Raw genomic sequence first — 22,165 nt, 5'->3', positions numbered from 1 at the left:
ATACGGGCATGAATACAACTGATACAGGCTGTTCTTATGGGTGTGCGCAACGGCACTATAGTGCGAAAACAGTATCGACTCGGGATAGCGCTCCATGAGATCGAGTATGACCTCCCGGGTTTTATCCAGAGATTCTTGTGTGTGCGACAGAGTGCCTGTATAATTCAATGGTGCTGAAAACATATTGAAGGTGACTTTGCATTTATTCGATGCAAGCATCTTCACAACATCATAAGCTTCATTGATGTTGTCCCTGCAAAACGTATAGACAAATACGGCACGAGGGTCCCCTGCATAATTATCAATCTGTTTCTGAAGCAGATTTTTAGCCTTTCGGATTCTGAAACTGGTCTCGTCGTTGCCCCAAACCGAAATATGAACCTTATATCCGACTGACTCAGGAATACGCTTTAGCCCGTTTGTGGCTATACACCCCAGGGGAATCTCTTCATAGCATGCATGAAGCAGATCGGGTACGAGTGATGGTTCTGCACCTGCGAGGACCACGAATGTTATACCTCTTGTTTTTTCCTCGCGAAAAAGGTCACGCCATGCCATTGGATCAACATTTTCATGGGTAAATTGTTTTTCGCCGTTGAAATAGTAACAGCCATCGCATCGCATGTTGCACCTTGTCGCCATATCATAGGTTGATTCCCTCAAAAAAAAGTATTTCCTGACTTTTTCCCAGCGCTCTTTCACACGTGTATCCGCAAGTAGGTCTGCGAATGTCCACTCCCCTGCTATTGGTAATTTCTCGGGAAAATTTAATACTGTATTGTTTAACGCCATGATATCTCTATCCTCTCAATGCAATTACATGTCTGCAACTTATTGTCAAGACTTTGTAATTGTTGCAATTAAACTTAATAATCTTGTTGAAAAAACCCCGCTCTGGCTTTGCGAGGAATGAAAAGACGAAGCAATCTACAAGTATACGGAAGGATTGCTTAACCCGAAAAATGCGATTGGAAAATAAGGAGGTTTATGCAATGAGCTATAATCCCGCGTCAGATAAAGGTATTCTTCGGAAATCCGATGAGGAAACCATACCGGGTAATGGCATATAAACATACAGAGGACCGAAATCTCGTTTCTATATGGAAATGTATAGATATCAGGTGGATCGCGGGATTGAGCGAATAAGGAAACCTCCTCATTGCATTTTTCGGGTTAAGCCTGCTTTGCTGTGTCTCAACGCCCGCAATGACGCAGTGCTCAAGAAATTGGTCAACATAGCGAGTGTGATCTTCGGTATTCGACAGAGGCATTTGCAATAACAGATAGTGTATGCAAACGCCCCTGTTTTAGAACTACCTGAAAATTTATTTCAAAACCTCGATTACAGCATGCCCCTCAAGAGCTATCTTGTTATGTACGGTAATAAACCATGCGAGATTTGGCGCCGTCATGCCGAAATCGGTAAATTGGGCGTCGATGAGTGTGTACAATGCGAATGTAGCAGGTCCTGTCTGCTTGAAAGACACCGCAGTGTCAAAGTCTTTTGACCCGCCGGCTACGGTAAGCCTACCGCTTATATGAATTTCCCCTTTATCGCTGTGCAGGGCATTGAGGATATCGTCCCTGAGTTTACCTTCCACCGAAAATTCATCTTTCCCCACGCTAAGGATTAACGGTGCATTTGCCGTTTCCGGCATGAGTAGATCAACGGTCGTATCTTGAGGATTGGTCTTTATGACGATATTTTTGTTGATAGGGCGAAGAACCGTTGAGAGCGGCTCTCCATCCACTTTCAAGAGTTCGAAGGTTATTTCCGGATACTGGGAAGCCTTCAAGTACAGTGTTTTTACAGACCAGTCTCTCATCGGCCTATCGGTTTTAAATCCAGAGGACGAGATCAATAGCTTTGCCTGCGTGTTCCCGGGAGAGGCATTCAAATCAAGGGAAAGCTTGTCATTGCGTCCAACGGTCGTCTTGATCGAGGAGCCGAGATTGGTTTCCTTTGCCGTATACGAAACATACGCATCGGTCACGCGGAATTTCACGATAGGTCTTTGCCCTGAAGCAATTAATATCGAGTGTAGAACTATTCCTGCAAGAAACATCATATACATTACCTCCTTTTTGCCCGGTTAGAAGTTTACCAATTTGCAGCCGTCCGCTATCATAAAAATCCGCATCGCGCTGCAACCCCCTTGCGGGCTTTTCAACCCTTTATACTATCACAGAATATATTCTGCACCTTGAATAAGTCAAGTGCGATTTTTTCCTACCTGTTACCATCGATCGACTGCTTATTGTTTCCTTTACCATACGATCACACCATGTTTATGATAGTATTGTTTATGTCTTCAACTATGGTTTGAAATCTGCATAAGGGACCAGTATTTTTTGAAAATGAGACTTGCTCTGTAAATTCCCAGGCAATTTAGTGCCGGAAGGTTTCCTGATGATCCCGTAAATCCGGAAAATGCATTTGAAAAATATGGATGTTTGTGTCATGAGTATACAACCGGATAAAAGGTATAAAAAGCTATAGGGGGAGCTTAACGGAGTCATGGAACAGAAAAACAGCATAAACAGTAAACTGACGTTTATCATAATAGCAATCCTTGGTATTATCATATACCATCAGGTGGTGTTTTTTCATTTCATAAACTGGGACGATAATTTTTATGTGATCAACAATCCCTATATTAAAGCGATTAGCCTGTCCAATATTGCCTATATATTTTCACATTACTATTATCATGGCGTCTACGAACCGCTCCAGCTCATGAGCTATATGCTGATCTACCGGATAAACGGCTTAAACCCCTTATGGTTCCACGTTTTCAATGCATTCCTGTTCATTGCGGACACAATGCTTGTGTATGTACTGGTAAAAAAACTCACAAACCCGCTGAGCGCAACCATTGCTTCCATCCTGTTTTTACTCGCTCCTGTAAATGCGGACTCCGCTGCATGGGTATCGGAGCTGAAGAACACGCAGTCCCTGTTCTTTGTCCTTCTTTCCCTGCTTGCGTATATTGCTTTTATAAAAAGGAACAAGGTATCTTACTATGCGGTCAGCGTCGTGCTTTTCCTGTTTGCCCTGCTCACCAAGGAAACGGTTGCGACCATTGCAGGCGTTCTTTTCCTTCTCGAGTGGTACGTGTTCGAGAAAAACCCGGCAAAAACGTTCTTCCAGCAGATACCTTTTTACGGACTCTCGCTTGTAGCGGCGCTGGTATTCGTCTTCGGACAGCTCAACCTGCATGCATCGAACCCGACACAGCTCGGCAACGCCTATCAACACCTGCTCGCAGTCCTTGTCAACACCGCAGGTGTGGCGTCCTATCCGGTAAAAATCATTTTTCCGTTCAAACTGAATTGCTTTTATACAACGGACATCATAAGCAGCGTACTGACAGCACGGGTTATCCTGAGCATAACAGCATTGATCGTAGCTCTATGTCTGCTGGTTGTGTCGTATAAAAAGCATCACCTGAGCTTTTTCTGGATGTCATGGTACTTCATCAATATGCTCCCCGCGTTCGGAATCGTCGTAGTACCGTTCTACACCAACTGGTATCTGCTTGTTCCATCAATCGGTATCTATGTGCTTGTCGGCATGGGTATAGAATACCTTTACATAAATACAGATCTTAAGAAGCTTACCATTGCTGTTGCAAGCATTATAATAGTTTTGTTTGGGATACTGGACTATCAGAGGGTCGGCGTATGGCGGGATGATGCACATCTTTGGAAAGACGCCATCAAAAAAACGCCGGATTATTATTTTGGATATATGATGTATGCTATGGCCCTTGCACAGCAAAAGGACTATCAAGGGGCAGCACAATACGCTGAAAAGTCTTTACAACTCAATCCCTATAATACAAGGCTCCTCTCAATATTCGCTTTTTTATCTCTTCAGGGCGGGCAATACAACAAGGCTCTTTTTTACATTCAAAAGCTGTTAAAATACGAACCGAACAACATAGATTACATGCACATGCTTGCACTGTACTATAAGGGGGTTAAAGATTACACGAACTATGCGCAGGAATTGAAAAAATGTGCCTTGCTCGATCCGTATATGCTTGGATACGTAAATGAGCTTACCGAATACTATGTGAACAACGGGGAAACAGACAAAGCACTGTCTCTTGCCAAAGAGATTATCGCACAGCACCCTGACAATTCCCTGTTCTACAGGCTTCTTGGCGCATATTATTTAAAGTACACAAACAATACCTATGAGGCAAAAAAGGCATTCGGAAAGAGCCTTCTCCTTGATCCACACCAGCAAGGTGCAGATCAACTCAGACAGCTCATCCAAAAATTGCCATGATAATGAGACCTTTACAAAACAGTGATACATAAAAATCACATCACCTATTGAAGAGTGTATAGACTAAAAAAGAGTTATTTCCGCCTTGCAGCAGAAAGCTTTATCACAATATCATGGGGCGCTCAGAAAGGATTGTGCTGTCCGGTTTTTGTTGATCTTTGTAAACTCAATATTTATGGGTTCAAAATCAGCCTTTTACTCCAATAGGGTAAGATACATTTTATCACATGACTGTACATCTACTTGATAGTTAAAACACTCACACCGTTCAATTTTTCAGTAAATATTTTACCATCCCGATGCTTTCTCTCAAAATAGATTCCAATTGTGTTATAGTTTTTATATGTCTCAGCAGATTAGCGAAATACAATGGTCTCATATAAAAATCCATATTGGCTTTTTTTACAAACTTTTTAATATTGTCGTGAATAGGTTCATCCTTATCCTTGTCCACTGTAAGCTTGTTCCTGAGAGGAGTACCGTATCGCGATGTTGCTATGTTCAATGATACATAGGCAGGTTTGAGACGTTTTGCTAGTTCAACTGTCCTTTTCATATCATCGAGATTATCGCCGGGCAAACCAAAGATAAAATGTGCACCGGTCAATATGCCATGTTTATGCGCAAGCTCAAATGCCTGAATTGTTTTATTTAATGGTATACCTTTATTGTATTTCGTTAATGTAGATTCATTTGATGTCTCTACGCCAAATTGTATCAAATTGCATCCTGCGGCCTTCATAAGCTTGAGCATGTCATTATCGACAACGTCAGCCCTGCTATAGCAGTGCCAGGTCATATCAAGCCTTTCTTTTATGATGCCTTCGCACAATGACAGTGCATGCCTCTTTGGTATACCAAATGTCATGTCTTTTATGAATACATGCCTTATCCCAAGACTTTTCACATATTTCAATTCATCCATAACTTCATCAATATTTCTATTGAGAAACCCTATTGAATCTGTACCGCTATTGCAGTAACTGCATGTAAACGGACATCCATAACTTGTCAGTATGCTTGTAAAGGGATGATGCATGATAAACGGCATCCAATAATGTTTTAATGGAAACAGTTCATGCATTGGTAAAGGTATTGAAAATCTACCATGTTCTCCAGCAAGATATTGTAAAATGATCTTTCCATCTTTTCTAAAAGCCATCATCTTAATTTCATCAAATCTGTTATTCATATATGCTGTTATATCATCGTGAATGAAACTCAATAATATACCGTCTAAAAAAGTATGCTTTTCTAAGGCCAGGCGGGGCTGCTCAATAAACGGTTCGCCTATAGCGAAGATATGGGTATCAGGTGATACTTCTTTTATATTTGATAAAAATGCTATATCGTGTTCATACGAAAGTACACTTATCAGAGAAAATATAACATCGGGCTTGAACTCTGATATACTATGCAAGGAGCGTTCCTGCGTTATCCCCTCAGCTATTGCATCTATTACTTTAACATTATAATGCTTTGATAAAAATCCACTCTGAATCAGCAGATCTATCGGATGCCAGTAATACCCTGTTTTTGAAACGGTACTACAGAAATAATCTCTTAGATATTTTTGATCCCCGGGTGGATTTAAGAGCAGGGCTTTTTTCATTTCCATTTGATCAGCCAGCGGTACACCCTTCTTAAAATATAGCTCAGATGATTATACGATCTGATATTAGACATAAGGCTTATGAACTGTTTCGGCCTGAGATAAAAACTTAAAAATGCCTTCCGTTGGATATTTTTCAATTTATCTTTTGTCATACCTTTCGGAGTATAGGCGACCTCGGCAAAGGAATTCGCATCATAGTTTATATTCGCAAGCTCACCGGTATGATTCAGCATGGTGTATATTTCTGTCCCCGGAATTGGATGAAAAAGCAGAAAATTAGCACGTAATAAACCTAAATCTTCTGAAAATCTTATCGTCTGTTGCATCTCTTTCGCAGTTTCTGTCGGGAAACCAAGTATAAAAAATCCTACTACATCAATTCCATGTTTTTGGATCATTCTGACACTTTTCATCATAATATCTGTTGTTTCATGCTTTTTTACATATTTCAATATCCTGTCTGAACCCGATTCTATACCGGCAGATATTATATAGCAGCCGCTGGATTTCATCGCCTCTATCATCTCATCATTGAGTGTGTCGAGCCGTACACCATTCGGGCATGTCCATGTTATATCTATATGGTCCTTTATAATCGCGTTACAAAAATCCATTACATATTTTCGATTGAGGGTAAAATTATCATCAATAATCTGGAACTCTTTTACCCCGAATTTTTCTTGCAGGTATCTTATTTCCTCAACTACCAAGGAAACCGGTCTATACCTCATTCGCTTGCCGGAAATAAGACTTGCCTGGCAGTAAGTGCACTTATATGGACAACCTCGCGATGTTATTATCGGTGCTACTGGAAATCTTTTGTAAAATGCTGAAAAAGGAGATTTCGGATACGTGTCGGGAGGCATAAGCTCCCATGCAGGCATACCAAGTTTGCCAACATCCGCAATATAGGTAACAGGATTAGCTACAATTTGATTACCATTCCGCCATATCAGGTTTTTAACCTTTGATAAGTTGTCATTTACAACGCTTTTCGACGCTATAAGTTTAAGAAGCTCCGGTAAACCTTCCTCTGCTTCAGACCTGAAGGCATAGTCAAGTGTGATACCAAAAAAGCCCATACTTTCTGCAGGCATTGCTGTCGGATGAGGACCGCCGATCATGGTAATGGCATCGGGCAAAATCCGCCTTGTCTGTTTGAGATAATCAGCTACGATATAAATATCATAAGTAAAGCACTGAATACCGACCACATCGGGTTTGTAATCCTTAAGGTAATGCGTATAATCATCAAGGGAAAAATCCTCTTTCATACAATCAAGGATCTTCACCTCGTGTTTGTCTTTTATGGCATTAGCAAGATAGCCAAGTCCAAGGACAGGCAATATATTATCAACCCTAAGCTTTGGTTTAACCAATAATATTTTCATTGTAATATTTTCACGTTTTGAATGTTAATTCTGATTACGCGTTTCCCAAAATAGCATAACTTATATTGATAACACAAGAGGGGATTTTGGCCTGTGATTAAGATTAATACTTTTTTTATAAATTGCGCTGCTTTGAAAAAGTATTCCTCGGTTTAACTCTCTCTTGCTACTCTTAAATTAAGAAGTACATTCTTCAATGTTAAATCATCTCTTCTCCCTTTCTTCATTACAGCATATATTACTGATATTGTCATTTTGCAGTTAGAGATGATATTTAAACTTGGTTATAACCATAAACTTAAAAAGGGTTGACTTTACTCAAAATTATTGTTCTAATGCCAATTTATAATGATTAAACTTTTACTAATAAAGGCTACTAATAACAAAGTCAAGAGTGGAGGAGACGTAACACCTCCATTAGGTATTATGTATTTGGCTTCATACCTGTCTTATAAAATGAGTGACAAAATTCAAATTAAAATATTAGATACGAGGCTTTATCCCAATGTGATTCAGATAGTGAATAAATATATGGACAATTTTAAACCAGACATTGTAGGCATAAGTGCTATAACGCTGGAGGCAGAGAACCTTTTGAAGATAGCTAATTTCATTAAGTCGGTCTCGAGTAAAATTCCAGTTATTGTTGGTGGACCACATGTCTCATACTTTACGGAAAATATAATAGACAGTCCCTATATAGATTTTGGTGTAATTGATGAAGGAGAAATAACATTTTATGAACTTATAACTGCACTTAATGAGGGTGGAAACTTTGATGATATTAAAGGAATTGCCTTTAAAAAGGATGGAAGAATCATAAAAACGCAACAGCGACCATACATGGTAGATCTTGATGCACTTCCTTTTCCCTCATGGGATCTTATCGAGTATGATAAATATTCGAAACTAACGAGTCAAAGCAATATTGGAGTACGCCCATATATGTCCCTACTTACATCGAGAGGGTGCCCTTTCCATTGTATATTTTGTTATAACATAAGAGACAAAAAATTTAGAGCAAGAACTCCATTAAATGTTATTAATGAAATGAAAGTTTTAACAGAAAAATATAAGATAAGAGATTTTGAAATAATAGACGATGTTGCTAATTTTGATAGAAATCGATATAAAGATATTTTTAAGAATATTATTTCTAATGCATTGGATGTAAGGCTTTCTTTTCCTACTGGTATAAGAGTAGATTTATTGGATGAAGAAACAATTTCTCTTATGAAAAAAGCAGGGACCGCAGAATTAACTGTAGCAATTGAAACTGCTTCTAAGAGACTTCAAAGGCTAATCCATAAAAATATAAATTTAGAAAAGGCTGAACGTTTAATAAATTATGCCGCATCACAAAACCTTTTTGTTAGGGGTACTTTTGTATTCGGGTTTCCGACTGAGACAAAGGAGGAAATTAAATCTACAATTAATTTTGCCTGTAAACTTAAGCTTCAAGTGGCCATCTTTCTAATTGCTACTCCATTCCCTGGAACTGAAATACTAAGACAGTTTGAAATTTCTGGAAAATCAATTGAGGAACTAAATTCCACTAATTTTGATTTCCATGGTGTACCATTCAACGGATCAAATGTACCAGACAAAGAATTCTTTAGATTATATCATTGGGCATATGCCAGGTTTTATTTAAATCCAGCCAGAATATTACTAATTCTTAAAACTAAATCGATGTGGAATGATCTATTAATTCGCGCCCTTAGAGTATTCAGATATATATTTTTTTCAATCAAATGATTTTATGTGTAATAATACCACTCCTATAAATGCTTTTTAGATTATAATAAACAATGAAAATTCTATTAATAAATCCAACAGATCGGCAATTGATGTTTGTAGATCCACCAAACTACATGAGGCATGCAGATTTTACAACTCGTTTACCTCCGTTAGGATTACTTTACATTGCCAGTTATCTGACAACTTACACCACTGATCATGAAGTAGCTATGCTCGATGCTACTCTTGAAAACCTTTCTTATGATGCTATTGAAGAAAGGATCCGCAAATACAAGCCAGACATAGTTGGCATCAGTACCTACACTTTAACGCTTCTTGATACACTTGAAATAGCCCATAGGGCAAAACAGGTGAATCCAGATGTTTTTGTAGTTATAGGAGGACCGCACGCATTTATATACCCTGCTCAAACAGCTATGTTGCCTTATATAGATGCTGTTGTTCCCGGAGAAGGCGAAGAAGTAATGACAGAACTTGTTGAAGCTCTTGCAAAGGGCATGTCCCTTGAACAGATCCCTGGAATATATCTAAATCATAATGGCACATTATTAGTTACGCCACCGAGGTCATTAATAGAGAATCTCGACACCCTTCCATTCCCTGCACGTAAACTTGTACCTAAAAAGGCTTATAAATTTGTTTCTGATACAAGTGCGTTCTCGACCACAATGATTTCAAGTAGAGGATGTAAATTCAAATGCACCTTTTGTGATGTTCCCTTTCGTTCAATTAGAGCAAGATCTCCTGATAATGTTGTGGATGAAATATCTGAATGCGCTGAAATTGGATATAAGGAAATTAACTTCTATGATGATAACTTTAATTTCAGTGAGGAACGAGTGGGAGACATCTGTCAAAGACTTATAAGCAATGGGTCTCCTGTAAACTTTAGTATACGGGCAAGGGTAGATAAGATTAATCTTAAAATGCTTCAACAATTATATCATGCAGGATGCCGTAGAATTAATTTTGGATTGGAAGTTGGAGACGATGAAACTTTAAAATATTTAAAAAAGGGTATAACCACAGACATGGTACGTAATGCAGTTAGGCTTACAAAAGACGCCGGCATTGAGGTAGTTACTTATTTTATACTTGGTATACCAGGAAGACCAAAGGAAACATCATTGCGTACAATAGATTTTGCCATAGAGATTGATCCAGATTACGCACAATTCATGTATATGGTTCTTTTACCAGGAACAGAGCTATACACCAATGCAATAAAAAGTGGCGGTATTGCCAATGATTTTTATATGGATTTTGCCACACGACCAAGTCCTCTACCCTACATAGCTTACTGGGAGAATCCTTTATCGTATGAAGAAGCTCAGAGCCTTACAAAACTTGCACACAAACGTTTTTATCTGCGTCCAACATATATATGGAAACATCTTAGTAAAGTCTCTTCATTAACCGAACTATTGAGAAAAGGTCACGCAGCTCTTGATGTTTTTTCTTATGCCCTTTACAATAAATAATCTAATAGTGGCTCATGTTCTTAAAAAGGATTAAATTGGGTATATCTTCCCTTGTAATAGCAAATTAAACCCATTGCCGCTCATGAATTATATTGATTATGGTTAATAATGTATATAAAACATATTATACATGAAACAAGCGTGGCAAAAATTTAAGCAAGAATTCATTATAAATGAAAAAACGGATTTTTTCTTCAATACCGTTGTATTTTTATCATTTACAATTATTGGATTAATAATATACAATATTGTGTTTGTTTCACATTTTCTGCCCTTAGCCAATCCAGATGATGCTATCTATATTGTTAATAATCCATGTATAAAAGGTATAAGTTTCAACCATCTTGAATGCATTTTTACTCATACATTTACACTAAAATATGAACCTCTTCATCTATCCGTGTACATGCTCATATATCAGTTTTTTGGATTAAATAGTCCTATGTTCCATGTAGTAAATCTATTATTACATATAATAGATAGTTTCCTTATCTATCTTATTGTCCTTAAGATGATGAAAAATAAATCTATGGCAATTGTATCCGCTCTATTCTTTCTTATTGCACCTATCCAGACAGAATCAATAATGGCAATGTCCGAGCTTAAGACGACACTGGCAAATATGTTTATATTCAGCTCTTTTACCCTCTATATGTCGTATCGCGAAACTGACAAGAGGTCTACACTGACTATAGGTATTATCTTGTGGATACTGGGCTTAATGAGCAAAGCTACTGCCATTACATTGCCGGTGATGTTTTTCTTCTATGATTTCTTATTTTACCCTTCAAAGCTCAAAAAAGCATTCAAATGGTATGTTGGAGGAATAATAATTAGCATAACATCTGGTATTGTGTACTTTTTATTAATCTATGGAGTTAAAGCTTCCCCTATGCCCATATCCAATCACGTACAGATGGCGATAATCAATACTGCCGGTTTATTTTCATACCCATTAACCCAAATCCTTCCTCTTAATATGTTGCCTTATTATACGCCATTACCCATGTTTTCATGGCTAAACCCGATGATTATTATATCCATTCTCTTTATTCTTTTTATACTCTTTATTATCTGGCATTATAGGCGTACGCTGCCCTTCATCAGTTTTTGGTTGTTATGGTATGGAATAAATATTATTCCTGGAAGTGGTATAGTAAATGTCCCCCAGTTCATATATAATATGTTTCTTGCCTCACAGGGTTATGATCATTACCTTTTACTTCCTTTCGCAGGGTTAACCTGTATTATAGGGTATATACTAATAAGTCTATATAGGTTAATAAGCGGGAAGGTAATTTATAAGTACATATATTATCTTGCATTGTTTACCATAATAATTTCAATCTCCGTGATCACCCTAAAGTTTAGTCATTTAGGGAAGGATGATATAAGTTGTTTTAAAGGCTTTGAAAGAGCATATAAAGAAGACCCTGTCTTCTTAGCCAATATAATAAATACCTCTCTGATAAATGGCAATGCTAAAGAGTCTAAAAGGTATTTAGGAATAATGGAACAGGATTTTCCTTACAGCCCGTTTATCTATTATTATAAGGGGATTACAGATGTACTTGAGAAAGGGGATAATGCCTACGCAGAATATTTATTAAAGCAATCAGCATATTTGTTCCAAAATTATAAGTTAAAAACCGGTATGAGTCTCCTATACACTTTAACGCTTATACGCAATTTGCCCTTTTCTGATGTTGATATTTATAAGCTAAAATTAAAATATAATGATACTTATGCAAAGATATTATGCAATTATACGTTACCGGGGATCTTTTCAAAATACTTTACCGTTGAAGAGCTGAAAACGATATTACCCCCTCCCTTTCTGCAACCAATTCCATTTTCCCTCAGCATCGTAGGCTGCAAATATTTAAGTGAGGGGTATCCAAAGGAATATGCATGTAAATGGTTTAACCAGGCACTTAATGCCTGTTATAATAATACTCCCACAAATTATTCCTTTTTATTAAAAAAGGTTGTTCAAGAAAATTGCCCCGTTTTATTAAGAGAATAATTTTATCATGAGCAAGAAAACTTTAAACAATCTGCTGCCTATAGTTATTGGCTGTTTAGCGTTTGGGTTTTATCTTTTTCTTATACTAAAGTTTGATTGGTATATTAACAGTTCAGATTTTTTTCCCACAGAGTTCTCTGCGATATTACAATTCACTGGAAATCCAAAGATTCTTACGGGATATTACAGCCCTGGCTATCCCTTACTACTAAACATCATAAGCATTTTCACGAGAAATTATCTCTTTTCTGCAAAGCTCCTCTGTGCAATTTCTGGCGGGCTTTTGGTATATCTTGTTTATAAGATCTCCTTTATCATGTTTAGGAATATTTTATGGGCTTTATTGACTGCTTTTATTGTCGGCATAAACTCGCACATTATTTTTGGCTCTATCGGGGAGAATCAGGACATTTTAGTAGCTTCACTTTTGCTATGGACTTTCTATCTTTTATTAAAAGCACCAGGGCAGAATAAAACGTGGTTTTTTGTAGGACTGATCATTGGGATCGCATCAATAATAAAACAATATAGTATTGTTTTTATATTAATATACATATTAATAATAGTGATAGAACATTATGGAAAAGGCACAAGATTGTATCTACCCATAATAGGCTATTTAATTGGGGGAACCATATTGGGCAGCTTACCACAATTAATTGTGAACACCATCGTTTATCTCAATCCATTTTATAATTACACCTTACAATCAGGAAACATAGTTATCATGGCACAAAATCAGAACATATATTTTCCATCTCTAAAAAATGAATTATCTAATGTGTTTTTAACATTTTTAATATCTATCTACTCTAATACACTGCCCCTTCTACTTCATCTTGTCGATGTTTTTCGGATCTATAGTATGTGTTTAAAACTTCAGTACTATATTGTCGCTGCTGTAATTCTGCTTATCTTCAAAAAGCCATATAAAAAGATTGTTCTTGAGAATAGTATTGTCATTCTAGGGTTTGTAGTATTTATATCCATGGTGGCTTATCTAGAAAAGGGGACATATCTTCCGGTTGCATTAACCTCACTGTTTTATGTACCAGCAGGGGCTGTTTTAGCTGATATTAAACCAAAGATGCTGTTCAAACCTCTTAGTATATTACTTGTTATTTACGTAACCATGTTTGCTCCAATTGTAGAGCCTAAAACATTCCACCCCTATTCTCATTCAATAGTTTATGTTGATCAACCGAGGTATGGAACCATAAAAGACAGCATAAGCGAGGTCGCATTTTTTTATATCGTGAAGAAAGTGTCTAAAGATCTAAGCTATACATTGAATTTACATGGCATGATAAGCCCATTGGATGTATTATCTACACCGGGATACATATACTATAATAATATTAACGATCCTTATAAGCTTAAGGATGCATTTTCTGTATTTGTAGACTTTTCTCAAGCCCAACATAAAAATGATATAATTAAATTGGATAAGATAGGGATAATTAATCTGAAAGATTTAAGAAAATATAAATTATTAAATAACATTAGATTTTATATGCCTTATTATTCCCTTGGACCCACGCAATATCTTTTTGATAAAGATTTCTGGGTGCTATTCCCAGATATGTGGTTTAGCAACCTATTTGAATTAATACATGTTATGCAGGAGCATAGGATTAAATTCGTCATACTGAACAAGAAATGGGTTGAATCTAATCTTCCAATGTTCTCCGCTATTGCAAATGCTACATCTCTGGGCAAACAATTTGACCTTATCTTTAGATACCATGATGACTATTATGTATACCGATTCAAAAAGCACTAAGGAAAATATCTGGTTATATGTTAAATAAAAATGGCCTAAATTACAAAGACTGGATCACAGCATTCATTTTATTTATTTTAACGATCCTTCTATCCTTACATTATTATTTACTATTGCTTTTAAACGTCGATGAAGGGATAGCACTCTATGGCGCAAAAAGAATTCTTATGGGACAGACTCTTTATAAAGATTTTTTTGACATAGTAACGCCTGGCACGGATTATCTGCTTGCTCTTATATTTAAACTATTCGGGACAACGCTAAAGGCTGCACGGCTTTCTATCATTATAACAAATTCATTGAATGTGGTAATGTTATTAATCATATCACGCAAACTTATAAAGGGCAGAAAGCTCGCGTATATTCCACCTGTATTGCTGATGCTCAGCTATATTTCCGACTTAGATTATGGAGCTGTCAGTCATCACGCGTTTGCCATTTTTTTCGCTACTTTAACTTTGTTTCTATTGATGCTCTTTGATAATAATAAAGCACTAAAATGGTTACTCGCAGGACTTGGGACTTCACTTACTTTATTATTCTTACAGAGTACGGGATTGGCATTATACGGTATTTTATCTCTATACTTTGTAATCCGCATTGTACTGAATCTCATAAAAAGGAAAAAATCTTCAATTCATTTTACCACATTAAAAGGCCTATCCGTTTATGATAGGGAAATACCTTCAAATCCCAATTTATTTCCAACAGAGTTCATCTTATTTTCTCTCAGCTTCTGGCTCCCCATAATTGCTACACTGATATTCTTTATGATAAAGGGTGGCTTGCATAATTTTATATACGATATATTTATATGGCCAGCGGGACATTACGTTGTTACGAATAATGTATCTTTTACACATTTTTTGCATTTTCCCAGTATCTACGAATTTATTGGCCTTAAAAGATTGCCCGTAAGCATTATTGATGTATTGTTTGTTTCATTGGGCGTAATAATATATTTTCCTATTATGCTCTTTTTTGTCGGTGCAATTTATATTATTCAACAGTATTGGAAAAATAAAATATTCGAAGATAAGTTTTTATTTTTATTACTGATTTTATCAACATTATTTATTAGTGAATATATCAATCCTTCCAGTTTGAGGCTTCTCCTTTACTTTCCATTCTTCTTAGTCTTAGTATTTTTTATTGTACAGCATAGCGATAGAGGCTTCGCCGGATATATTCTAAAAACAATTAGTCTATGTTACCTGATAGGCACAGTTGCGTTATCCTATAACTGGTATCAAAAGACTTATAATTATGTAATATCTGATATGCCTTCTATAGAAGTTAAAACTGCAGCTGGTAAAATTATTCTGCCTGACACGAGTGCCGATAGTATTGATTCTCTCTTGAAAATTAAATTTCCGCGCTATTCATTCATTCTCTTCTGGTCTCCGTCAATATATTTTATTACCGGGACCAACAATCCTACTGTGCTGAACACCTACACTCCCGTTTATAATACAAGGGCTCAAGCCAATAAAGTCATCGAACAATTAGAATATTTCAAGCCAAAGCTTGTAATTATTGATGGTTATCTTAATGACTTAAAACAAGCACGCTGGCGCAATGTAAATCCGGAAGTATTCAATATAAAGAATGATCCATTATTGAATTATATAAGCCATAATTATAAAATATCGCGAAAAATCGATGATTTCTACTACATATATGAATTAAGATAAAACTTGCTGTGAAGCTCTAAAATGGTCTGTTAACAGTGGAGACTCATCGGCCAATTCCCTTCTATTATTCTGTCTCAAGCTATTTTGACCCAGTCTGCAAGCCCTCGGGTATCTGTATGCATGATATGGTTAATTCGATCATGAAAACGCTCTCAGTACAAAAATCATACATATATAAGATATGTGCCTTATTGTTCATACACTTGAATTGTACAGCGTCTTACGCAATAATATAAATCAAAAGGAGGCATACTTGAACTCAGGCAAATATGAATACAAAAGATTGATGCCCTATCTTGTAGCTTTTTTACTTTTTGTGTTAACAATTTATTTACCTTTTCATTTAATATCATATTTGGGGAACGGGTCGAATTGGGATGAAGGTATAGCAATATACGGAGCGAAGAGGATACTGGATGGTCAGGTATTATACAGGGACTTCTTTGATATAGTAACTCCCTTTACTGATTATATAGTTGCCATAGCGTATTGGTTTTTTGGTACCAGCCTGAAGGTCGCACGGCTAACTATTGTAATAGCGAACGGATTAGCAGTTGTAATTCTGTGGTTTACGTCATTGCGTATCATAAAAAATAAATTCATGATGTTTATACCTTCCGTGATAATGATCGGATACTCATCTCGTTATTTTTCTGTGAGTCATCACTGGTTTGCACTTGACGGCATTATCCTTACTCTGTTTTTAACAATAAAATGCACGCTGGATGATCATCGTATCAACGTTAAATGGATAATCCCTGGGATCGCCACGGCTTTTGTATTTCTGACCATGCAGAGTACAGGATTAGCTCTCTATGGTATGCTGGTTATATTTATTGCCTGGTATTTCAGATACAGAGACGGTTCATTAAAAGATGCTGCCAAATCTTTTGGTTATCTGAGCATGGGTTTTTTTGTTCCTGTATTGTTTGTATTTGTCTTATTTTATTTGGCAGGTGCATTAAACCCAATGCTCTATGATCTTTTTATATGGCCATGGGGACATTATACAATGACAAACAATGCTTCCTACATAAAACAAATTATTTATTACCCCGTAATGTTTAAATCTGTTGAACTTATTTTGATACATATTTTTGCAGATTATATATTTGTTTTTATAGTGATGCTTACGGGCATTGCATTCCTTATAAAGGATATTAATCCAATAAAAACGCCCCATAGAGATGATACAACAATTATGACCGTAACCGTAATTTTAATAGCTGGTTTTGCAAGTACGATGATAAATCCAACAGGAAATCTCTTTATCTTTTATTTACCTCTGGACATATTGTTTATTATTATACTGATAGAAAATTATCTTACAAACAGAAGATTATCAAAGGGAATATTATTTACTTGTTTATTTCTTTTGTCTTTAGTGACCGTATACGAGTCGGCAAGATATTACCGGGGAACAGATAATTTTATACATTCTTCATATTGTGTTAAGAAACAAATGTTTGCAGGAATGATTGCTTTCCCTCAATTGCCTAATAAATCTCCCATGCAAAAGATTGAACCCGACGTATTATCCTTAGTAGAGGTATTTGATGGACATTTTCCCAAAAAAGTTTTTATTCTTTATTGGTCTCCCATGTTCTATTTTCTATCGGGTGCTGAAAATCCTACTATGCTGAATACTTATACTCCTTGTTATAACACAAAAGCACAAGCAGAGATTGTGATCAGACAGCTTGAGAAGTCAAAACCTCATTATGTTATATTAGATAATTATTTAACACTGTTAAAATATCAACCTTATAGAAATATAAATTCATGTGTATTCGATACTGCCCAAAATATAATATTACAGTGGATAATCACCCATTATGTATTCAAGCAAGCAGTACCTTCTTATACTATATACGTCCGTAAGCGATTATGACTGTCTCCCATGAGTATAGAATGATGTATCACAGCCGAAAGCGGCAACGTCTGACGAACGACACTACAATATAATTCCATTGAACTCTTATAGTTACTATTCTACGACAAGTTTATTTCTCAAAGACTCCCAAATGATTGTGCCATCCTGAATAAATCTAATCTTATATACATTTGGAGTGAAAAGTACACTTTGCGAAGATGCTACGGTAAACACAAATGGTGCTGAGTCACCGGGCAATAAGAATGGAGCTGAAAAAGGTATATAATCAAGCTTTGTCTTCTGAATAACCTTGTTGTCCACAGACAGCGTTTCAAGTGTAAGGTGATTTTCATATAGAAATACCGCAGGTCTGTCTCCTCTGTTTTCTATGTATGGCATAATTGCCACTGAGCCTGATTGAGTATGTTCTCTTTTAAAGAATATTTGAAATGCGTAATCCTTTAAATAAGTCTTATCCGGATCAAAGGCTTCATTCCGATCGAGTATCTCGTATACCAATGTATTTTGAGAATCATAGACCTTCTTAAATAAAGCGACATCACTGGTGTTCAAGAGATATACCAGATTGGCAAGCGTCTGTTGATCCTGAAATTCATCCTTGTGGACAATGATATATTTGATGTCTATAGCTTTGAATAATGCAAGCTGCTCTGTGGGGGTAAACCTCAGTGAAGCCAAATATAAATTAGACCAATATCCGCTATAACCATTGAACAACTTTTTAAAATGATACAGGCTATAATACTCTCTTTCGTGTTCCTTTAGTCCATAGAATAAAAAGCTTAAAGATAATGGTTGTTTAAATACTACAGTGTAGTCACCTTGACTGTAAAGCGATGACCATGCTGCTGCGCAATCATCGTGATTGGTTAACACAGTCAGCGGCATTTCTGTTATTGCAAATTCACCCTTCTGCTTTTTAAGCCATGCATACACAGCAGGCACCTTTCCGTTGTCCGGTAAGGAAGTCATATGTATAGGCATGTTTATGCTCCGCATAATGATAATAATAATAATAAGGATTGATAAAGGTTTATTTTTTAATGTTAATGCATAAGCAAACAGCATACCCCCTGCTAAATAAATCATCGTCCAAAACTTGCCAGGATTTCTTATTACATTAAAACCCGGCATGTATTTGTACAATAATATGTAAATAGGATTAAACAAATTATTCTTTAAAAGGAGGTACGGTCCAATACTTAGCAGAATAAACAAATACGCCATTATCGTATAAAACAATAGATTTTTTTTATTCTCTGTGCCCCAGCCCATGCCGTTTTTTTTTACGAAATTCATCATAAGGGATAAAGGAATAATAATTCCACCTGAGAGAATATTTATAGGAGCAGCATAACTATTAACAGATAGCAAAGACCTTTGCAGTTCCATCAATCCTTGTAATTTCAAATAAGGATAATAAATAGGAAAGGTGCCTAATGAACTTAAAAACACGAATATCAAAAACCCCATCATTGTTTTCTTTATAGCTCTTACCTCGGCCAGACCAAAAAAGAAGAACATACAAAACACCCATATAGACAGAAATATCATGTAATAAGCACATGCTCCCGCATTGAGGACAAAGAAAAGAGAGGCAAATGCAATATAACTGTATTTGTGGGTTTCAAAATATTTGTGGATATAAAGGATGGTCAGCGGAATCCACATGGCAGTGATCATCTGAATATTACCGAGGTATGCAAACCTGAATGAAGAAAACGAGAACAGTATGCCGGCCAATACCGCAGGTACAGTTTTTTTCGTCAAATGTTCTGTGAGTATATACATAAACCAGCCTGAGAGCACAAAACCGGCAAACATGGTGATATTGTATGCGATAATAATATTTTTTGTGATCAAGTAAACAGGCAATGCGAACAGCAAAGCAGTGGTGATAAGGTTTTCAGAATAGGCAAGCGTATATCTATAAGGATAAAAGATATTTGCATCAAAATAGTGATGTAAATTTAAAGATAAGATTTTATGTATATTCCATCCGAGAATATATACGTTCAGCAAAGGGTCAATAAGATAAGAATGATGGAAAGAAGGTATATACCTACCGTTAATCATAAAACAGAGCGGGTAGGTCAACACAGCCGCTAGAAAGAAAAATAACAGCAATATGATTAAGGGGTGGATTCTTTTATTATCGTTGCACAATAAATGAATCCACTGGTTACGAGGACCCTTAACGCCATCATCCAATGCTTTGCCCTCTTTTGCACATGCGTTTGAGCTGGTCATCCTTCAATACTTTATTACGGTATTTCTCATGAATAGACCTCCCCCGTTCGTCCGTCATGAACGCTTCTTATAAAGAATTAAGTCGTTTACTCTTAATACCGGGGAATAATGTGCCCTGATAAATATATCAAGTGCGTTTATATGGTACTGTCTATTTTCTAATGCTAATACTGCATTAACATAATCTTTTGGCCAACCACAGTAAATTATATACTTAATGTTATCTGCTTTTAACAATTGTATTATTGGCATAGCAAATGTATTGATTAAATTATTGTTATTAACATAAACAGGTGCATAGTCGAAATATAGGGGATTGTTGAAATTCATTAAGACATAAATCAGCGGGCCATAAGGATACACAAACACATTTTTATCCCCATTCAATATCTTTTCTACCTGCGGAAAAAACTCATTGATTTCATATGCCTCTTTCTCATTAAATGTCCATACCTGTGTACCATTAAAATTAATCTGATAAGCACTTGCCTCTATAGCGTGGATGTTTGTTTTCATTGAAATAACGCCCCAGAGAATAAGAATAACAGCTGTGACGGTCCATACAATAATTGCGCCTTTAAATGCCCAATTATATTTATTTCTCAGATAGTCCAAAAACCATTTTACAGGAATAAGAACCACAATGAATACGATTGCTGAATTTACGAGTATATGCTCAAAGTCCATTCGGCTGCTGCTGGTAAAAAACAGAACGATATTGCCTATAAGGATTATTTTTACTGGATTTGAGAGCTTCTTCCTGAAAAAGATTAAAGCAACACCGGAGAGAATTGCTATACTTGTATAGAGCATAAAAATGACACTAAACTCGTTAACGTGCTGAAAATAGAGCACTATCGGATTAAATGTTTGTGTTTCCGAATATACCTTACTCATAGTATATTGTTCTTTTATAAAATCAAAGAAAGCCCCTTGCCATACAAAATACCCAAATACAATAATCAATGGAACGCCAATACCCATTAAAAATAAGAAGACTTTTTTACCAAAGCCTTGTTCTTTTCTTTTCTCCAAAATCAAAACCGGCAATATTAATAAAATAGCATACACGGCCGGCGTCTGAAGGAACAGACCTGTTATGCCTGTAAAGATGCCGGTCAAGTAGAGATAGGTGATCTTATTTTGTTCGAGATAATTCAGAAAAAAGGCAAGCGATATAAATAGAAACAGCATGCTCGACCAATAGTGGCTATATTGCATCCAATTTGGATATCCCAGAATAAGGAAAAAAAGTGGTGATAAGATTGCGTACCATGATTTTATCGCTTTATAACTAAGATAGAAAAGAAGAGTATTTATAAGGCTGTCAATTACCACGGCAGTTTCCCTGGCAATGATAAAGCTGTATCCAAAGAGCTTAAACACAAAGGCAAGTAGGTAGAAATCACCGGGAGGATAGAATTGAAAGAAATCTTTATAGAGGATCTGCCCGTCCAGTACCCTCTTGGCTCCATAAATGATGTACCCTTCGTCGGCGGTCAGGTCGTAGAAAGCGTTACGGTAATATAAAAGATAAAAATAGCTAATAGCAAAAACAACCGCACAGGCCAATAATAGTTTTACCCCGTTAGAGAAAGCCAGCGATTTTAAACGGTCATATATCGATTTCATGGCTGACCACAATTGACGGCTATCATTATCTTTATTGTTTGATATCGAAGTTCTCTGACGGGGTTTATAGTTTTCATTTCATAAAGTCCGGCTTTACCTCTCTTAGATTAAGAAGGGAACTTTAAATATACCGTATTCCCAGATAATTCATCATGAATGATTCTTACACACGCCGCATATAAAAACACATTACCCCGTCCCTTCATATCAGGAGCTGCTATTCAAGCGACAGATTGAATTTTTCAGGGTGTTTAAGGAGCTCTCTTATTGCTTGAAGAAATACGGTAATATCTTCAAGATGATTCTGAATTATCTCATGAATCTCTTGCGGAGTAATATCA

13 protein-coding genes are annotated in these 22,165 nt (G+C 36.4%); 7 read left to right on the top strand and 6 right to left on the bottom strand.

The features are described from left to right. A partial coding sequence (locus tag M1381_05580; GenBank protein ID MCL4478556.1) for a radical SAM protein occupies nucleotides 1–792 on the bottom strand: 792 nt, incomplete at its 3' end. A gap of 533 nt (nucleotides 793–1,325) precedes the next feature. Further along, nucleotides 1,326–2,069 carry a YceI family protein gene (locus tag M1381_05575; protein MCL4478555.1) on the bottom strand — a complete coding sequence of 248 codons (744 nt, stop codon included), beginning with the start codon at nucleotides 2,067–2,069 and terminating at the stop codon, nucleotides 1,326–1,328. Nucleotides 2,070–2,518: 449 nt separating this feature from the next. Here M1381_05575 and M1381_05570 point away from each other — a divergent pair, with 449 nt between their 5' ends. Next, nucleotides 2,519–4,297, top strand: coding sequence for a tetratricopeptide repeat protein (locus tag M1381_05570; GenBank protein MCL4478554.1), 1,779 nt, complete (start codon nucleotides 2,519–2,521; stop codon nucleotides 4,295–4,297). A 268-nt stretch (nucleotides 4,298–4,565) separates the two neighbouring features. Here M1381_05570 and M1381_05565 read toward each other — a convergent pair whose 3' ends face one another. Next, nucleotides 4,566–5,915 carry a radical SAM protein gene (locus M1381_05565; GenBank protein MCL4478553.1) on the bottom strand — a complete coding sequence of 450 codons (1,350 nt, stop codon included), beginning with the start codon at nucleotides 5,913–5,915 and terminating at the stop codon, nucleotides 4,566–4,568. Further along, nucleotides 5,906–7,303: a B12-binding domain-containing radical SAM protein gene (locus M1381_05560; protein ID MCL4478552.1), complete on the bottom strand. Its 1,398-nt coding sequence runs from the start codon at nucleotides 7,301–7,303 to the stop codon at nucleotides 5,906–5,908. Before M1381_05560 ends, M1381_05565 begins: the two co-directional genes overlap by 10 nt. 348 nt (nucleotides 7,304–7,651) lie before the next feature. On the opposite strand from M1381_05560, the gene M1381_05555 reads away from it, so the two are divergent. The 6 genes from M1381_05555 to M1381_05530 all read left to right on the top strand — a co-directional run bounded on the left by M1381_05555 (nucleotide 7,652) and on the right by M1381_05530 (nucleotide 17,939). Further along, entirely contained in the window at nucleotides 7,652–9,061 is a 1,410-nt protein-coding gene (locus tag M1381_05555) for a B12-binding domain-containing radical SAM protein (protein MCL4478551.1), read from the top strand. A 53-nt stretch (nucleotides 9,062–9,114) separates the two neighbouring features. Continuing rightward, the gene (locus tag M1381_05550) at nucleotides 9,115–10,545 is read left to right on the top strand and encodes a B12-binding domain-containing radical SAM protein (GenBank protein MCL4478550.1); all 1,431 of its coding nucleotides are present in this window, start codon (nucleotides 9,115–9,117) and stop codon (nucleotides 10,543–10,545) included. Between the two features lie 130 nt (nucleotides 10,546–10,675). Further along, nucleotides 10,676–12,571 carry a hypothetical protein gene (locus M1381_05545; protein ID MCL4478549.1) on the top strand — a complete coding sequence of 632 codons (1,896 nt, stop codon included), beginning with the start codon at nucleotides 10,676–10,678 and terminating at the stop codon, nucleotides 12,569–12,571. Nucleotides 12,572–12,578: 7 nt separating this feature from the next. Continuing rightward, nucleotides 12,579–14,354 (top strand): glycosyltransferase family 39 protein, encoded by a 1,776-nt coding sequence (locus M1381_05540; protein MCL4478548.1) that lies wholly within the window; start codon nucleotides 12,579–12,581, stop codon nucleotides 14,352–14,354. A 17-nt stretch (nucleotides 14,355–14,371) separates the two neighbouring features. Next, nucleotides 14,372–16,048, top strand: a complete 1,677-nt coding sequence (locus M1381_05535) for a glycosyltransferase family 39 protein (protein ID MCL4478547.1) — start codon at nucleotides 14,372–14,374, stop codon at nucleotides 16,046–16,048. Nucleotides 16,049–16,403: 355 nt separating this feature from the next. After that, nucleotides 16,404–17,939, top strand: a complete 1,536-nt coding sequence (locus M1381_05530; protein MCL4478546.1) for a hypothetical protein — start codon at nucleotides 16,404–16,406, stop codon at nucleotides 17,937–17,939. A gap of 96 nt (nucleotides 17,940–18,035) precedes the next feature. On the opposite strand, the gene M1381_05525 is transcribed toward M1381_05530, so the two are convergent. Further along, nucleotides 18,036–20,018, bottom strand: a complete 1,983-nt coding sequence (locus M1381_05525) for a hypothetical protein (protein MCL4478545.1) — start codon at nucleotides 20,016–20,018, stop codon at nucleotides 18,036–18,038. 228 nt (nucleotides 20,019–20,246) lie between these two features. Then, the gene (locus M1381_05520; protein ID MCL4478544.1) at nucleotides 20,247–21,824 is read right to left on the bottom strand and encodes a glycosyltransferase family 39 protein; all 1,578 of its coding nucleotides are present in this window, start codon (nucleotides 21,822–21,824) and stop codon (nucleotides 20,247–20,249) included. Between the last annotated feature and the right edge of the window lie 341 nt (nucleotides 21,825–22,165).

It is taken from the genome of Deltaproteobacteria bacterium, assembly GCA_023382265.1.
Classification (GTDB): domain Bacteria; phylum JAMCPX01; class JAMCPX01; order JAMCPX01; family JAMCPX01; genus JAMCPX01.
The sequence above is the reverse complement of the archived record's forward strand: the minus strand, read 5'-3'. Positions and strand labels throughout refer to the sequence as shown.

Coding starts and splice junctions, on each gene's coding strand:
- M1381_05520 (MCL4478544.1), bottom strand. CDS start 21,824: ATGAAATCGATATATGACCGTTTAAAATCGCTGGCTTTCTCTAACGGG.
- M1381_05550 (MCL4478550.1), top strand. CDS start 9,115: ATGAAAATTCTATTAATAAATCCAACAGATCGGCAATTGATGTTTGTA.
- M1381_05525 (MCL4478545.1), bottom strand. CDS start 20,018: ATGATTAACGGTAGGTATATACCTTCTTTCCATCATTCTTATCTTATT.
- M1381_05555 (MCL4478551.1), top strand. CDS start 7,652: ATGATTAAACTTTTACTAATAAAGGCTACTAATAACAAAGTCAAGAGT.
- M1381_05535 (MCL4478547.1), top strand. CDS start 14,372: ATGTTAAATAAAAATGGCCTAAATTACAAAGACTGGATCACAGCATTC.
- M1381_05560 (MCL4478552.1), bottom strand. CDS start 7,303: ATGAAAATATTATTGGTTAAACCAAAGCTTAGGGTTGATAATATATTG.
- M1381_05540 (MCL4478548.1), top strand. CDS start 12,579: ATGAGCAAGAAAACTTTAAACAATCTGCTGCCTATAGTTATTGGCTGT.
- M1381_05570 (MCL4478554.1), top strand. CDS start 2,519: ATGGAACAGAAAAACAGCATAAACAGTAAACTGACGTTTATCATAATA.
- M1381_05575 (MCL4478555.1), bottom strand. CDS start 2,069: ATGATGTTTCTTGCAGGAATAGTTCTACACTCGATATTAATTGCTTCA.
- M1381_05545 (MCL4478549.1), top strand. CDS start 10,676: ATGAAACAAGCGTGGCAAAAATTTAAGCAAGAATTCATTATAAATGAA.
- M1381_05565 (MCL4478553.1), bottom strand. CDS start 5,915: ATGGAAATGAAAAAAGCCCTGCTCTTAAATCCACCCGGGGATCAAAAA.